The organism is Cohnella endophytica (genome assembly GCF_003628305.1).
GTDB classification, from domain to species: Bacteria; Bacillota; Bacilli; order Paenibacillales; family Paenibacillaceae; genus Cohnella; species Cohnella endophytica.
Genome location: NZ_RBZM01000006.1, coordinates 308,385 through 325,889 on the forward strand (window position 1 = coordinate 308,385; position 17,505 = coordinate 325,889).

General features: G+C 54.5%; 10 protein-coding genes. 8 read left to right on the forward strand and 2 right to left on the reverse strand.

What is annotated here, in order from left to right; genetic code table 11:
- The first annotated feature begins 183 nt into the window (after window positions 1-183).
- From D7Z26_RS15145 to D7Z26_RS15180, 8 genes are all read left to right on the forward strand, one after another.
- Complete coding sequence (locus D7Z26_RS15145; protein ID WP_120977813.1) at window positions 184-801, forward strand: carbohydrate-binding protein; 618 nt, start codon at window positions 184-186, stop codon at window positions 799-801.
- A 98-nt stretch (window positions 802-899) separates the two neighbouring features.
- Window positions 900-1,712 carry a class B sortase gene (srtB, locus tag D7Z26_RS15150; RefSeq protein WP_120977814.1) on the forward strand — a complete coding sequence of 271 codons (813 nt, stop codon included), beginning with the start codon at window positions 900-902 and terminating at the stop codon, window positions 1,710-1,712.
- 53 nt (window positions 1,713-1,765) lie between these two features.
- A complete protein-coding gene (locus tag D7Z26_RS15155) occupies window positions 1,766-2,770 on the forward strand; it encodes an ABC transporter ATP-binding protein (protein WP_233566931.1) in 1,005 nt (334 codons plus the stop codon).
- 4 nt (window positions 2,771-2,774) lie between these two features.
- Window positions 2,775-3,575, forward strand: coding sequence for an ABC transporter permease (locus tag D7Z26_RS15160; protein ID WP_120977816.1), 801 nt, complete (start codon window positions 2,775-2,777; stop codon window positions 3,573-3,575).
- A 1-nt stretch (window position 3,576) separates the two neighbouring features.
- Window positions 3,577-4,383: an ABC transporter permease gene (locus tag D7Z26_RS15165; RefSeq protein WP_120977817.1), complete on the forward strand. Its 807-nt coding sequence runs from the start codon at window positions 3,577-3,579 to the stop codon at window positions 4,381-4,383.
- Between the two features lie 175 nt (window positions 4,384-4,558).
- On the forward strand, window positions 4,559-7,663 hold the full coding sequence (locus D7Z26_RS15170) for a fascin domain-containing protein (protein WP_199731715.1): 3,105 nt from the start codon (window positions 4,559-4,561) through the stop codon (window positions 7,661-7,663).
- A 396-nt stretch (window positions 7,664-8,059) separates the two neighbouring features.
- The gene (locus D7Z26_RS15175; protein WP_147423862.1) at window positions 8,060-8,728 is read left to right on the forward strand and encodes a hypothetical protein; all 669 of its coding nucleotides are present in this window, start codon (window positions 8,060-8,062) and stop codon (window positions 8,726-8,728) included.
- A gap of 1,814 nt (window positions 8,729-10,542) precedes the next feature.
- Window positions 10,543-13,653 carry a ThuA domain-containing protein gene (locus tag D7Z26_RS15180; protein ID WP_120977819.1) on the forward strand — a complete coding sequence of 1,037 codons (3,111 nt, stop codon included), beginning with the start codon at window positions 10,543-10,545 and terminating at the stop codon, window positions 13,651-13,653.
- 105 nt (window positions 13,654-13,758) lie between these two features.
- On the opposite strand, the gene D7Z26_RS15185 is transcribed toward D7Z26_RS15180, so the two are convergent.
- Window positions 13,759-16,407 (reverse strand): glycoside hydrolase family 3 N-terminal domain-containing protein, encoded by a 2,649-nt coding sequence (locus D7Z26_RS15185; RefSeq protein WP_120977820.1) that lies wholly within the window; start codon window positions 16,405-16,407, stop codon window positions 13,759-13,761.
- Between the two features lie 105 nt (window positions 16,408-16,512).
- Window positions 16,513-17,379, reverse strand: a complete 867-nt coding sequence (locus tag D7Z26_RS15190) for a helix-turn-helix domain-containing protein (RefSeq protein ID WP_120977821.1) — start codon at window positions 17,377-17,379, stop codon at window positions 16,513-16,515.
- Window positions 17,380-17,505: the final 126 nt, after the last annotated feature.

Here is a 17,505-nt window from a genome sequence, read left to right on the forward strand (position 1 = left end):
AGGGCGATTGCAAGGAGGTGGTAGGGAAACCTCGGAATTTGAACACTTCGAAGAGAATGCCGGAGGACGGGGTTGCCGCAACCTGACGCAAGCAAGAAGCTAGTCAGCTAGAAAGCCAGACAGCAAGACAGCACAACAAAGAAACACAAGGCATGATCTCAAATTAAAAGGAGCGTATTCACAATGAAAAAATCTCTAATCGTCTTGTCCATGGTAATCGTAATGCTCGTAAGCAGCGTTAGCTTGGCGTTCGCGGCCGTGAATCCTTACGGAACGATCTCCCCTAGCGACAACTCGGAGATCAACAGCGATTCCGGCAAATTTTCCGACGGTAACGGCCCACGCATCGAAGACAACGAGAATAAAAACCTCGGTTACATCGTGAAAGGCAACTACGTGAAATTCAGCGGCGTGGACTTCGGCGCTTCCGGAGCATCCAAAGCGAAGATCGAGCTCGCGACGCCGAACGCGGCAGGCTCCGTAGCTTTCGTAATCGACGATCCTAAGGGTACGCCTTTCGCTACCGTCAAATACGATCCGACCGGCGACTGGCAGAAATATAAATGGTTCGAAGCCCCGGTAACCGGAGTAACCGGTTCGCATGACTTGTACGTTATTTTCACGGATGGAGACATCAACGTTCGGGCTTTCGGCTTCGAATCCGCTGGAGGCGGAGACGCGGCGGCTCCGGCCGGAAACCCTGCAACGGGCGACAATGGCGTTCTGATGTACGTACTGCTTGCGGCAGGAGCGGCGGCGGTTATGGTTCTCTCCAGAAAGAAATTCGCTAAACAGCAATAATTATAAGGTTCATAGGGTTAGCGCCCATTATTCGAACGAGAACGTTCCCGCTACCGCGCAAGCGGTGGAGGGACGTTCTTGTATGGAGCGATGCAAATGTGAGGGTCAACATTAGCGAAAAAACGATCAGAACAAGCATGCTCGTTGCCGGCGCTATCGTTCTCTCGTTCGCGTTGTACAAAATCGGCGCCTACGAGAAGGACAGTTACGTGAGCAAGAAAACATACGCCGATCTTAGGGATGTTTATTATGAGCAATCGCTCGATCGGGTCGCTTATCCATCCGCGTTGAATGCGAAAGCGGGTGCCCTTACCGGGCTACCAACTCCCGTTCATAAGGCGAAACCGGAGTTTAACGCGAAATTCTCCGATCTGGTCAAGGTAAACGAGGATATCGTCGGTTGGGTTAAGATCGAGGGAACGAGAATCGACTATCCCGTCGCGCAAGGAGAAGACAACGAGTTTTACTTGAACAACGATATTAATAGGAAAAGCAATGTAGCGGGCAGCATTTTCATGGATTACCGGAACGAACTAGGAGGAGAAAACCGCAACGTCATTTTGTACGGCCACGACATGAAAAATAAAACGATGTTCGCCGATCTGGTCAGCTACGAGAGCAGGTGGAATTTCGAAAATAAGGCGACGATCGAATTCGATACCCTTTACGGTGACGGCAAATGGGTCATTTTCTCCGCGTATACGACGGATATCTCGTTCGATTATCTCCGTACGGACTTCCAGTCGGACGAGGACTATCAACTATTCCTAGACACGATAAAAGCGAAATCGTTGCACCGTTCCGATGTTCAGGTTTCAGCGAAGGATTCGATCCTGACGTTATCGACTTGTTCGTCGGCATACAAGGACGCCCGTTTCGTCGTTCACGCCAAACGATTGGATCCGAATTAAGGGGAACCAGCAGTCGATTCAACATAAATAGAAAAACAGAGAGTGGTGCGGAGTTGAGTTACATCTCGGTCGAGGGCTTAACCAAGAGGTTTAAGAGACAGGTTCGCAGAACGGGATCGATGGGCGCGTTCAAGGATTTCGTGGCTCCGCGCTACGAGCAGAAGGATGCCGTTAACGAGGTTAGCTTCTCCATCGACAAAGGGGAAATCGTCGGGTATATCGGTCCGAACGGCGCCGGGAAGTCCACGACGATCAAGATGATGGTCGGCATTCTCGTCCCGACGTCCGGAACGGTGACAATCGGAGGGCTCGTCCCCTTCGAGAATAGATTGGAGAACTCCCGCAGAATCGGCGTCGTTTTCGGTCAACGAACGCAGCTGTGGTGGGACATTCCCGTCATCGAGACCTACAAGCTGATGCAATACATTTACAAAATTCCGAAGGTAAGGTTCGAGCATAACATTCGCCAATTCGCGGACATCCTCGGCATCGACGAATTCGTGAACACGCCGGTCAGACAACTTAGTCTCGGACAACGAATGCGGGCGGACTTGTGCGCGGCGTTGCTGCACGACCCGGAAATCATCTATTTGGACGAACCGACGATCGGGCTCGACGTCGACGTCAAGGAGCGCGTGCGCGGCTTCATCAAGGAAGTAAACCGATCGCGGGAGACGACGGTCATCCTAACGACCCACGACACGTCGGATCTCGACAAGCTTTGCTCGCGGGTTATGGTTATCGATCAAGGGACGCTCATGTACGACGGGGACCTCGATTACTTAAAGAAGAACTATTCCGGGCACGACATCCTGACCGTCGAGACGGAGAACGAGCTTCCCGACGGCTTATTAGCAGGGCGATTCGGCGACGCGTTCACTCGCGAAGGGCGCAAATGCCACGTCCGCGTCTCGCCCGAAACGGACAGCTCTGCGGAATGCATCGCTTGGTTCCTCGGCAGCGCGACCGTCAAAGACATTCAAATCCGCCAGACGGAGATCGACGAGGTCATCCGCAACCTCTACGGCTCCTTCAAGGAAACCGAACGGGGGTCTTAATCGCATGAGACTATACCGGGCCGTACTCCTTCGGTCTTTCCAGAGCAACACGGCTTATCGGGCGGAGACGGTCATGAAGTTCTTTTTCAGCCTATTGCAAATTCTTATCCAGACTTCGATATGGATTGCGCTATACGGAAGAGACAACGTCCATTCGTCTTCCGTCGGCGACGTTTCCCTCCGGGAAATGCTGACTTATACAATTCTCGGCATCTGCGTTCAAATCGTCGTCGGCAACGACATTATCTGGCGTCTCGGCTCCAAGATCCAGTCCGGGGAAATCGCGTCGGACTTGATTAAGCCGATCCCTTTCGCGAGATTCATGTTCGCGGAATCCGGCGGCCAGACGTTGTTTCGGATTGTATTCGAGATGGTCCCGATCGTGGCGTTCGGTTTCTTCGCTTACGGTCTGCTTTTTCCGTCAGCCGCGGACCTGGGACTGTTCCTTCTCTGCCTGTTGAACGGAATCGCGCTGTATTACTTAATGTCCTTCATCGTCGGACTGTTCGCTTTCTGGTATATGGTGTATTGGCACTCGGGCTCCTTGTTTCACGTCGTCATGTCCTTATTCTCGGGATCGATGCTTCCGTTATGGTTTTTCCCGGAATCGTTCATTCGGGTCGCGCAGTTTTTGCCTTTCCAGCTCGTGTTCTATGGTCCGATTTCCGTGTTCGTCGGCAAGACTACGTTCCTCGAAACGCTCCGGCTCGTCGGCATGCAGTTCGTCTGGATCGCAATTTTGAGCTTCGGGCTCAAATGGGTCTGGTCGAAAGCTTGGCGCAAGCTCGTTATTCAAGGAGGCTAACATGCACGGCATTCGATTGTATTTGCGTTTTGTAATCATCTACTTGAAAACGAAAATCGAATACGACCACTTCTTCGTGTTCATGGATCTGGTGCTCAATTCGATCTGGCCGCTCGTGAACTTAACGATGTTATGGATCATGCTGGATCGCTTCGGCCAAATCGACGGCTGGGATTTCGACCAGTTGATGTTTCTGTTCAATCTTTCGCATATGGCCTACCTGGTCTGCGCGGTAATCATATGGAATCCTACGCGCGAGATGCAGGAGCTCGTCCGCTCGGGTGGGTTCGACGCTTATTTGATTCGTCCTATCCACCCTCTCGCTCATTTGATCATGAGGCAATTTTCGCATGGCCACTTCTTCGGGTTGGTCGTATCGGTCTCGATACTGATCTATAACGTAAACCGGTTGCAGTTGGACGTGACTATAGGGAGCGTCGCGTGGTTCCTCTCCATCGTCATCGGGGGAGCTTTGATCTATAGCGCGTATATGCTCGTTTGCGGAACGTTATCCTTCTGGATCGTCAAGACGGAATCCGTCTATGAGCTCGTCGTCGACAACTTGCGCGGCATTACGGAGTTTCCGCTTACCATATACAACAAGACGGTCAAAGCGATTCTCTTGTTCGTCGTCCCCTACGGGTTCGTCAATTACGTTCCCGCCAGCGGGATGTTCTTCCCGGAAAGCTCGCCATGGCCGGAAGTGGTCCGGTTGCTGGCCACCCCAGTCCTAGGAGCGGTTTTGTTCGGCTCCGCCTTGTTGTTTTTTAGGATCGGGATGAAAAGGTACCAGAGTACGGGAAGCTGACGATGCAATGACCTTGCCAACATAGAGCAAAGGGTGACTCTCGGATTATCCAAGGTCATCATTAAGCGCAATTGCGGAAGGAGGATGAAAAAGCGGCATTCGCCGCATTTTGCTAACCGGAATTGAAAGCGCTATCTAAAAGATCCGCATTTCAAAAAAACGGGAGGAATCAATGATGAGTCATTTCATGCTTGGGGCTAAAGCGAAAAAAGGTTTAAAATCGGTGCTAGCTGCGTCCATTCTGGTGTCGACGATTACGATGCCCGCCGGCAGGGAAATCGCGACCGCCAGCCCGACGAGCCATTCCCTGAACGTAAGTACGGGCACGCTTAACGTGGATTACGCGAACTATTTGTCCAAACACGACATCGTGTTCAACTCGCCGGTTATCGAACCGAAAAGCGGACTGACCGTCGGCAACGGGCGCGTCGGCGCGATGGTATGGAACACGTCCGGCGGTCTGACGATGCAAGTTCAGGGGGTGGACGCATCGCAGGAAGGCTTCGCATCGCAGGGACTCGTGAATTTATATTCGAATCCCGGCTTAGACTCCGGCTACTCTTCCTATCAGCAAAGATTATCCCTGTACGACGGGCTGGTGACGACGAAGTACGACTCCAACAGAACCGTTACGATCATGGGTTCGCCCAACTCCGAGGTGATGGGCATCCACGTGGACGACACCCGATCCAGCGTATCCAGCGTTTCGTTGGATTTGAGCTTATGGGACGTAAGCGCGTTTAGCGGCGGAGACGTTCCGGATATCAACACTTGGCGCACCGTTTCGACGTTTGCCGATCCGACCGTCGTCGGATTCAGCCGGGGGCAGACGGATTCGCAGAACTTCGGTTATACGCTCGCGGCTACCGTCGAAGGGGCTAGCTTCACGACTCAGACGGTCGATTCCCGGAAGGTTCGTCTCAACATTACGCCATCGTCCAGCTACACGATCTGGATCGCCAGCGCCAGCAGATTAAACGCCCCGGGCAACAACTCGGTGAACCAAGCGAAGAGTTTGCTTACGAACGTCAAGAACACGGGCTACGCCACGACGCTGACGAACTACAAAAACTGGTGGCACGATTTCTGGGGCAAGTCGTTCGTGCAGTATTCAAACGCGAACGGCGACGCGGACTACTTGGAGAACTTCTATTATTTGTCGACTTACATGATCGCCGCGGGCGGTTACGCTAACTATCCGAACCATTTTATCAACGGGGCGTTCAGCGCGGTGAACGACAACGACAGCGGCAAGTGGAGCAACGCTTACTGGTACTGGAACCAGCGCGACGTCTACCACTCGTTCCTCGCGTCGAACCATCCGGAGATGGTGAATACGTTCAATAATTTGTATAGCCGTAACTTCAATGCGCTCAAGTCGTACACGATGACCCGCTACGGGATCGACGGCATTTGGGTGCCCGAGACGATGGGGTGGGACGGCAACGCGAGGGGAACGATCAACAGCGATTACACGAAAAATACGCTGTCGACGGCGGCCGAGGCGGCGCTGAACATGTACGCTCAGTACAAGTATACGAACGATTCGTCGTACTTGAGCGGAACGGCTTATCCGTTCATGAAGGAAGCGGTAAAGTTCTACGCGGGCAAATTGAGCTATAACAGCGGTACCGGAAAGTACTACATGGCTTCCTCCAACGTACACGAGCAGCATTGGGATGTTCAGAACGCGATCACGGATTTGGCGGCGGTCCGCGCATTATTCCCGGTAACCATCCAGACGAGCCAGTCTCTCGGGCTCGATGCTTCGCTTCGCACGCAGTGGCAGAACATTCTGAATAACCTTGTCGCGTATCCGGTCGATCCGGCCAACTCCCAGAAATATTTTCCTCATACGCCTCCCTTATCGCAGAACCGCAACAACGAGAACGTCGTGCTGGAGCTGGCATGGCCATACAGCGTAAGCGGAATCGGCGCATCGGATCAGCAGATGCTCGTGAATAACTATACTTCGCGTCCTTATCCGTACGGGGGGAACAATGTTTGGGATCCGGCGCCGATTCAGGCGGCAAGATTGGGTCTCGGGGACGAAGCGAACTTGGGGATGAAAATGATGCTCCAGCGCTACCAAGATTATCCGAACGGACGCACGACGAATACGAACGGGGAATTCGAATACATCGGCGTTCACTTGATCGCGATGAACGAATCGCTGTTGCAAAGCTACAACGATAAGATCCGCGTTTTTCCGGCGGCGCCTAGCGATACGACGTTTAACGGGAAGTTTACGCTGCTCGCGAGCGGAGGTTTCTTGGTCAGTTCCGAGAAAGAAGCCGGCGAGATCAAATACGTCGGAGTTAAAAGCTTGTACGGCAAGCAAGCGACCGTCGTCAATCCTTGGGGGACGCAGCAAGTGCAGGTGCGGAAGTTAAGCGACAACTCGATCGTGACGACTTCTTCCGGCGGGGAGCTCAGCTTCGCTACCGCTTCCGGCGCGGCGTATGTCGTGGAAAGGACGGTTAAAACGCTCGGCAGCTACGCTTATCAGGCGTTGACGGGTACGGCCAGCATCGGTCCGAGGACGGCCTCGATGGCTGGAACGCCGAGAACGCTTGGTAGTGGCGCTCCTTATACTGGCGCCAAACCGACGTTTTATCCGAACAGTAACTATGGAGGAACGGGAGTTTCTCTGCCGCCCGGCGAGTATAATATTTCGCAGATGACGGCCGCGGGGATCGCTAACGATTCGATTTCGTCGATAAGGGTACCTGCGGGCATCACGGTAATCGCCTACGGAGATGGCGCGTTCGATGGACCTTCGTGGACGTTTACCGCCGACAATCCGAATTTGGCCGCGACGGGTAATGATAAAACGATTTCGTCGCTTAAGATCTTAAATAGCGGAGGCGGCGGCTCCTCCGCTCCAATCGGCTTGACGATCACGTTCAAGGCGTCGGTGAACGGTCTGTTCGTTTGCGCGGAGAACGCCGGAGCGGCGGCGTTGATCGCGAACAGGACGGCGGCCGGAGGCTGGGAGCAGTTCGCGGTTATCGATGCTGGCGGCGGTGCCGTAGCGCTGAAGGCTACCGTCAACAACAAGTACGTGAGCGCGACCGGCTCCGGGGCGGGTAACCTCGTCGCGTCTGCCGATACGATTGGCAATTGGGAGAAATTCAGTTGGATCGCGAACGGCGACGGCACGTTCTCTCTGCAGGCGGTAGCGAACGGTCAGTATGTCTGCGCCGACAATGCCGGCGCGGCGGCTTTGATCGCCAATCGGCCCGCAGTAGGCCCTTGGGAGAAATTTGTTCGGGGGTGAGAACTACAAAACATCAAACTCGCAACTCCTCACAACTGGCGGTACTGCACAACCGCGGAACTAGCATACCGTAAAACACGTAAAATAGCCCAACACGCACATCGCCCAACACGCACATCGGACAACACGCACATCGCCCAACACGCACATCGCCCAACACGCACATCGCCCAACACGCACATCGCCCAACACGCACATCGCCCAACACGCACATCGCCCAACACACACATCGCCCAACTAATGTATCTTTTCTTTGCCAACTCGCCGAATATTTGCTATCTTATAGCTGATAGTTCGCGCGTGAAGCACACGCCGCTTGCTCCGTTTCCGGAGCTGGCGGCGTTTTTTTATTCTCTGGAGGAGGCGGTTTGAGTGTTCGAGTTGGAGTATGAATCGTTGTTGAAGAAGGAGCTTGCCGGAGCGCGAGGTCAACGCCGGGAGATGCTGGAGCGAGATTTGTCCGCTACGAAAAAAATGTTGGAGGTGATCTATCCCGTTCTAGGGAAGTTGGAGGGAATTGTTCTGGAGTACGAGATGGTCGCTTTATCCGGCGTGAAGATCTACGGTGATGCGTTTCATCGCGCGCTGAACACAGTGTTCGAGGAGGAAAACTTTATCACCCACGCGGAAACCATTACGAGGAAAAGATTTTCTTTCGAACGCGCCAGAGCCCGTTCCGTCGGCGTATTCGGGCACACCTACTTTCCCTACAGCCGGGACGAGTTGGAGCAGCAACCGGACATATGCAGACGGGATTTGCATGAGTTGATGGTTGTTCACGCCAATGTGGAAGGTATGGGTATATTGGAGCTCCCTGTATACGAACGTGAGGTTTTGAGGTTTGCGCTTCTTCGGGATAAGCCATTCGGCTTGGGGGAACTTTCAGGTTGTTTGAAATTAACCCCTACAGCTTGCGGAAAAATTACTAAGACTCTTGTAGTTAAGGGTTTATTGTCCAAGGTCGGAGGAGGTGAACGCCGGTGTTTCGAATTCAGAATTACAGAAGCAGGTGTGTCCATGTTTAATCGAAGGCATAGTGGACGTTCATTGGGGCGTTTCAATTAACTGGCACTCTAAGGGGACTCCCAGCAGGGGGTTACTTGCTCCGGCGAATTAACTAGTGCTCGAACGGGACGCCCAGCAGGAAGTTACTTGCTCCAGCGAACTAACTGACACTCGAATGGGACTCTCAGCAGGGAGTAACTTGCTCCGGCGAACTAATTGGCGCTCGATTGGGACTTTCAGCAGATAGTTACTTGCTCCGGCAAACTAACTGGCGCTCGATTGGGACTCGCAGCTTGAAGTTACATGGCACTCGATTGGGACACTCTGCAGGTAGTTACTTGCTCGGGCGAACTAACTGGCACTCGATTGGGACACTCTGCAGGAAGTTACTTGCTCCGGCGATCCAACTGGCGCTCGAACGGGACTCCCAGTAGGGAGTTACTTGCTCGGGCGAACTAGCTGGCGCTCGAACGGGACTCCCAGTAGGGAGTTACTTGCTCCGGCGAACTAACTGGCGCTCGATTGGGACTCTCAGCAGATAGTTACTTGCTCCGGCAAACTAACTGGCGCTCGATTGGGACTCTCTGCAGGTAGTTACTTGCTCGGGCGAACTAACTGGTGCACGAACGTGTCTCCCAGCAGGTAGTTACTCCCTCCGGCGAACTAACTGGTGCACGAACGTGTCTCCCAGCAGGTAGTTACTCGCTCCGGCGAACTAACTGGTGCACGAACGTGTCTCCCAGCAGGTAGTTACTCGCTCCGGCGAACTAACTGGCGCTCGATTGGGACTCTCTGCAGGTAGTTACTTGCTCGGGCGAACTAACTGGCGCTCGAACGGGACTCTCAGCAGGGAGCTACTTGCTCGGGCGAACTAACTGGCGCTCGATTGGGACTCTCTGCAGGTAGTTACTTGCTCGGGCGAACTAACTGGTGCTCGAACGTGTCTCCCAGCAGGTAGTTACTCCCTCCGGCGAACTAACTGGCGCTCGATTGGGACTCTCAGCAGGGAGTTACTTGCTCGGGCGAACTAACTGGCGCTCGAACGGGACTCCCACTAGTGAGTTACTTGCTCCGGCGAACTAACTGGCGCTCGATTGGGACTCCCAATGGGAGTTACTTGCTCCGGCGAACTAACTGGCGCTCGAACGGGTCTTCTAGCAGGGAGTAACTTGCTCCGGCGAACTAACTAGTGCTCGAACGGGACTCGCTGCTAGAAGTTACATGCTTTGGCGAACTAAATGGCGCTCGAAGGGGATTCCCAGCAGATAGTTACTTGCTCCGGCAAACTAACTGGCGCTCGATTGGGACTCCCAGTAGGGAGTTACTTGCTCCGGCGAACTAACTGGCGCTCGATTGGGACTCTCAGCAGATAGTTACTTGCTCCGGCGAACTAACTGGCGCTCGAACGGGACTCCCACTAGTGAGTTACTTGCTCGGGCGAACTAACTGGCGCTCGAACAGGACTCTCAGCAGGGAGCTACTTGCTCGGGCGAACTAACTGGCGCTCGAACGGGACTCCTACTAGGGAGTTACTTGGTCCGGCGAACTAACTGGCGCTCGAAGGGGATTCTCAGCAGATAGTTACTTGCTCCGGCGAACTAACTGGCGCTCGATTGGGACTCTCAGCAGGGAGTTACTTGCTCCGGCGAACTAACTGGCGCTCGAACGTGTCTCCCAGCAGGTAGTTACTCTCCCCGGCGAACTAACTGGCGCTCGATTGGGACTACCAGAACGAAGTGACTGACGAAAAGCAAGAAGCCCCCCATCCAACACTATCGTTATTGCCTGTAAACGTTAAGATTGGCTCATTCCGACTTGGCGGTCGATCCTTTAGGCTGTTAGTAATTGTTAATTTGCCAATAGGAGTTCTGACCATGACGAGAAAAACAAAGCTGCTCATCGGCGCAAGCGCGCTCGTAATCCTTCTGCTAGTCGGCTTAAGCTATTTCTTATTCGTCAAACCCGACGACTCCAAAACCGCCGATCCGGCAGCGGCGAAGCTGCCCGAGAAATACAAAGTGCTTCTCTTCACCAAGACGGCCGGCTTCCGGCACGATTCGATCGAAGCGGGCATTACGGCGATCAAGAAGCTCGCCGCGGACAATTACTTCGAGGTCGACGCGACGGAGGACGCGACGAAATTCACGACGCCGAACCTCGCTCAATACGCCGCGGTCATTTTCTTAAACACGACCGGCGAGATTTTGAACGAGGAACAGCAAGCGGCGTTCAAGACGTATATCGAAGAGGAGCACGGATACGTCGGCATTCACTCCGCCTCCGACACGATGCACACGTCTGAATGGTACATGAGTCTAGTTGGCGGTATGTTCACGGATCATCCGGAGTTCGCGCAAGGCACAGTAAAGGTAGCGGACAAGGTACATGCGTCCACCGTGAACCTGCCATCCGTCTGGCCGCGCGCGGAAGAGTGGTACAATTTCCTGGCGAATCCGCGGGGCAAAGTCCACGTCCTTGCGACCGTCGACGAGAAGACGTACAAAGGCGGGAAGATGGGCAACGACCACCCGATCTCTTGGTGCCAGAAATTTGACGGAGGAAGGTCTTGGTACACCGGACTCGGCCATGCGAAGGAAAGCTACACGACCGATTCGAACTTTCTCCAGCATATCCTCGGCGGCATTCAATGGGCGGCGGGCAAAGCCGAGGGAGATTGCGCGGCGACCGTCTACAACGATACGAACTATAAGAAACAAGAGCTCATGACGAAGCTGCAGGGCCCCCTCGGTCTCGACTTCGCGCCGGACGGACGGATGTTCTTCATCGAGATCGGCGGAAATGTCAAAGTGTACTCCCCGACAACCGAGCTGACGACGATCGCGGCGACATTAAAGGTCGTGAGCGGCAACGAGCAAGGTTTGCTCGGGATGGCGCTTGATCCGGGCTTCGCCAAAAACAATTGGATGTACCTGTACTATTCGCCGGTCGGACCGGATAACGAGGATCGTATCTCGCGATTCGAAGTGAAGGGGGATACGGTCGATCTCAAGAGCGAGAAAGTCGTCCTACGCGTTCCGACGCAACGAGAGGAGTGCTGCCATCACGGCGGCGATCTGGAGTTCGATCAAGCCGGCAACCTTTATTTGTCGACCGGCGACAACACGAACCCGTTCGCTTCGGATGGATACGCGCCGATCGACGAGTCTGCAGGTCGTTCCGCTTGGGACGCGCAGCGCACCGCAGGCAGCAAGAACGATCTTCGAGGTAAAATTCTGAGAATCAAACCGGAGAAGGACGGAACTTATTCGATACCGGAAGGCAACTTATTCGCGGACGGCTCAGGTAAACCCGAGATCTATGTTATGGGAACGCGGAATCCATATCGGATGGCGTTAAGCCCATACGACAATACGCTCTATTGGGGAGACGTCGGTCCGGATGCGGGAGCGAACAGCGGATCCCGGGGGCCGAAAGGTTACGACGAGATCAACAAAGCCGTCAAAGCGGGCAACTATGGCTGGCCTTATTTTATCGGGGACAACAAGCCTTACATGGACTATAACTTCGCCTCGCATTCGATCGACAAGCTATTCGATGCGGCAGCTCCGATCAACGATTCGCCAAACAACACGGGAGGAAAACAATTACCGCCTGCCCAACCCGCGATGATCTACTATCCTTACGGACCGAGCATCGAATTTCCCGAGATGACGGACGCCACTGGCCGAACGGCCGCCGCAGCCGCGGTGTACCGCTATGACGCGAACAACAAAAACGTATTCAAGCTACCGGCATACCTCGATAAGTCGCTCATTATTTTCGATTTCTCGAGGCAATGGTTCAAAGAGGTTAAGTTCGACGAGAAAGGCGATCTGCTGAAGATCAATCCGTTCCTTACGAACCTGAAGTTCGACCACCCGCTCTACGGGAAAATAGGACCCGACGGAGCCTTGTACGTTATCGAATTCGCGACAGGCGGTTCGGACGGAAAAATCTCCAAAGTCACCTACAACGGAGCGGCCGGCAACCAAGCTCCTAACGTTAAGGCAACCGCCGACGCAACGAATGGACTTGCGCCGCTGGCGGTTACGTTCAGCACCGAAGGGACGGTCGACGTGGACGGCGATTCGATGACCTATGTCTGGGATTTCGACGGAGACGGCAAAGTCGACTCGACGGAAGCCAATCCGAAATATACGTACGACAAGAACGGCAACTACAACGCGAAAGTCACTGTTACCGACAGGAAGAAAAACGCGACTTCGGTCATTATCCCGATAACGGTCGGCAACCGTGCGCCAATCGTCAAGATTACGGCGCCGATCGAAAGAGGATTTTTTGCTTGGGGCGAAACGATAACTTATTCCGTGACGGTTACGGATGCGGAGGATAAGGAGATCGACTGCTCCAAAGTGCAAGTGACGCCTGCTCTCGGCCACGATGAGCACTCGCATCCGAGCCCGACGCAGACGGGGTGCACGGGTACGTTTCAGACGACGACGAGCGATACGAATATCGAGAACACGTTTTACTATATCACGGCTAGCTACACGGACAACGGCACGGCGGATGCGGCTCCGTTAACGGGCAGCTCGACGATGGTCATTCTCTCCAAAGACCGTCAGGCGGAATATTACGACGACTCGAGCGGCGGCAAGCTCCAGACTGAGGAAACGAAGGATACCGGCGGGGGAAGGAACCTCGGATTCATCGAGAGCGGAAGCTGGATCGCATATAAGAAAATGGACCTGGCCAACATCAACGGCATTCAAGCGCGGGTATCGTCGGCAGGTTCCGGAGGCACGATCGAGATGAGGGCCGATTCCGAGACGGGACCTTTGCTGTCCACGCTTAAAGTTCCGGTAACCGGCGACTGGCAAAAGTGGGTCGACGCGAAAGGCGAGATCAAGGATGCGCCCCAAGGCCAGCACGATATTTATTTCGTGTTTAAGGGCGGGGATGGTTGGGTGTTCAACGTTAACAAGTTCGACTTTATCGGTAAGGGTATCGCCACGGTAAAATAAAATGGAAGCAAACAAAAGGAGAACCTTCCGTCGTCGGAGAGTTCTCCTTTTTGACTATATCTACGGGACTGTGCTTAACGCCGAATCTCCAACTTTAGCGGTCATCTACGACACTTCAAACTCGGCGACGGCTTCGATCCGGTCGGAGCTCGGTCCGACCAGCACCCGGAACGTACCGGGCTCGACGATCCATTGCCCATTCCGGTCTAGCAAGCGAAGATCGCGCGTGCCCAAAGCAAAGACGACGTCCGATCGTTCTCCCGGCAACAACCGGATTCGCTTAAATCCTCGCAGGTCCTTCTCGGGTCTGGCCACCGAGCTCACGACGTCGCTTACGTACAACTGAACGACCTCGTCTCCCTCAAGCCGTCCCGTATTCTCGACCGTTATCGTTACCGTGATGGAGATATTCTCGTCTCGGCCGATTGCCGATCGGTTCAACCGAATGTCCGAGTAGGCGAATGTCGTGTAGCTTAGCCCATGCCCGAAAGCGTATAAAGGTTGGTTGTCCCCTTCGACGTAATGCATCTGTCCGCCGCGACGGCGATTGTAGTAGACGGGAATCTGCCCAAGCGATCGCGGGAACGAGATCGGAAGACGGCCCGCGGGATTGTAATCCCCGAACAGCACTTCCGCGATCGCGTCGCCGCCGTTCTCCCCGGTATACCAGGCCTCGAGAATCGCGGGAACGTGTTCCGCCTCCCAGCTCATCGTGACCGGACGCCCGTTCTGAAGCACGAGCACGACCGGCGTACCCGTATCGTATACGGCTGTTAACAACTCGAGCTGAGCGCCCGGCAGGTCGAGGCTGGAACGGTCGACGCCTTCCCCGCACGTCTTGTTGGAATCCCCGAGAGCGACGATGGCCACATCGGCTTGCTTGGCGATCTCGACGGCTTCCTGAATACCTTCCGAGGCCAAGTTCCAACCGAGCAAGACGGATACGCCGTTCGTATCTTTGCGATATTCCAAGCGTACGTCATACTCGCGATCCGCGATTAAATCGACGGCAACGCAGCGCGTAGCCTGTTTGTCCCGGCCCCATCCATCCACGATGAGACTGTCGTCCAACCATAGCCGCATGCTATCTTGACTGATCGTACCTAAAAACCCTTTGACGTCATGTTTAGGAACGAGTTTGCCGGTCCAGCGAACGGAGAAGTCGAACGCAGGGACACTTCGGTCGGGTTTGGCGAGCGCCCAATTGAAGTTGACCGATGAATCCGTTCGTGCCATAACGGGCTCGCCCTCCAACGCAGGGTTCGCGAAATATTCCCCGAACAAGCCGGATCCGCCGCGTCCGTCCGTTAAACATTCCGAAGGAATCGCATCTAATTCATCCGTCAGAATTCCCGTTCCTCTGGCATACAGTACCGTTGTTTCCGGCGAGACCAGCTTTCCTATGCCTCCAAGCACGGTAACGGGCTCGAAGCCTTCGATATATGGCGTATAATCCCCTAGCCGGGCGACGTTCGCGCTCGGACCGATGACGGCGACGCGGGACAACGTCTTCCTCAGCGGTAAAAGACCGCTTTCGTTTTTCAGCAGCACGATCCCTTCCCTGGCGGCTTGCCGAGCGATATCCGCATGCCCCACGCAGCGAACGACGCTCTTATATAGATCCGGCTTTATGTACGGGCGCTCGAACAAACCGAGCATGAACTTAGCCCGCAACACTCGCGCGACCGCGACGTTCACGACCTCCTCGGGCAACTCTCCGTCGGTGACCATTTCGACGATCGCATCCTGATAGACGTCATGCGGGAAGTCGTAATACTGCATGTCGTTGCCGGCCGCGAGCGCTTGGCGAATCGCTTCCTTATCGGAGCCCGCAGTGCGATGCGCCGACCGTAATCTCGCAATGGCTCCCAGATCGGAACGCACGAATCCCGGCAGGTTCCATTTTCCGCGCAAAACGCCCGTTAATAGACTCTCGTCCGATGCGCACGGTACGCCGTCGATCGAGTTATAGGAGCACATCGCGTTCGCCGCGCCGCCTTCGACGAAGGCCGCTTCGAACACGGGCATGTAATACGTCTCGATCTCGTTCTTCCCAAGCGAGACCGGAGATTGGTTCAAGCCGCTCTCCGGAACGCCGTGCACGGCGAAATGCTTCGGCTCGGCGATGACCGTATGGTCCGTCGCGAGGCTGTCGCCCTGCAACCCTTTTACCATCGCGACCGCCAAGCGGCTTGCCAGGTGCGTGTCTTCGCCGAAGGTCTCCTCGACCCGTCCCCATCTCGGTTCGCGAGCAAGATCGAGCACGGGCCCGAACGTCTCGTGAATGCCAAAGCTTCTCGTCTCCGCCGCGATCGCCTTGCCGATTTCCCCGACGATGTCGGGATTCCATGTCGAAGCCATCGAAATCATATGCGGGAACACGGTAGTCCCGGGTCTGAGCAAGCCGTGAAGCGCCTCTTCGCTGAATAAAATCGGAATGCCTAGGCGAGTCTGCTCGACGGAGTATTGCTGAAGCTGATTGTTGACTTTCGCAGTCCCGTACAGATCGTGGATGCAGCCGACTCCGTCCTCGCCGACGATACACATCACCTTGTCCCATAAAATTTGGGCGTCGTTCGCCATGACGGTGTTCATGCAAGGATGCGTCGCGCTCATGAACGAAGCTCCGAAATATTGGTCGAGCTGGCGCGCTTTTTCCCTTAACGTCATTCTGGACAGCAGGTCTTCGATCCGGTCCTCGACGGACGCATCCGGGTTGCGATACAAGGCGACTTCCTTCTTCGTATCGTTCATGTTAGGACGTTCCCCCTTCGCGAAATGAAAGCGCTATACAAAATGAATATCTTAACTATAGAAAAAAACCCCCGACATTTCTTGTCAGGGGTTACGAACGGGTCGTCATTTTTTGTTGCGATAGGCGGAAGGGGTGCTTCCGGTCACCTTCTTGAACACGCGATTGAACGTCTCGATGCTCCCGAAACCCGCGCGAAAAGCGATCTCGGTGACGGATTCCTCGTGTTCGGATAGCAATTCCATGGCTACGTTCGTTCGGTACGTGTTGACGTAATCGACGAAATTCGAACCGGTGGCCTCTTTAAAGAAACGGGAGAAGTAGGTGACGCTGAAGCCGGACACGTCCGCGGCGCTCTGCAAGGTGATCTCGTTTCCATAGTCCGCTTCGATGTACTTCAGTACCTTGTCCAGTCGCTCCAACTGCTCCAGCCGCTTTATTTTCTCCTGATGGGAGTAAGCTTCCATCGGAAGATGCCGGATGATGGCGGCGGCAAGATCGTTCATTCTTGCTTTAATGACAAGCTCGTGCCCGGGCTTTCTCTCGCTCCATTCTTCATAGATCGCGAGAATCGTTCGCTCCATGAAGCCGTGCAGATGAGCCTTACCCCCGTAGATCCCATTCCCGGCAACCGAATCGGAAGAAGCGCTCAGGAATGGAGAGACGAACCGATGGCCGAAAATAAGATCCGAATACGCATCGAAAAAGGACTTGCCGAGTTGAAGAATGATTTTATTGCAGCCGAGAGGATTGGGAACGTAGTGGTGCAGCTCGCATGAGCCGATGAACAGCAGGTCTCCAGGAGACAGGGAATAAAGGCTTTGGTTAATGCCGATTTGCATTTCCCCGTGCAGGACGTAGACGATCTCGATCTCCTGATGCCAATGCGTAGGGAAGCCGTCTTCGACGGTGCTGACGATGATCTTGAGCGGATTTTTCTGCTGAAGGGCGATTTTCTCATGCCAAGGATTCATGGTCTCGACCCTCCGGAATTGACTCTTTTATCCATATACTAGCCTATTTGATAGCGAGGGACAAGCGTCGGACAGCGCGATTGCGACAATCGGAAAGCCCTATATTCCCGCTTAAATCGCGGTTTT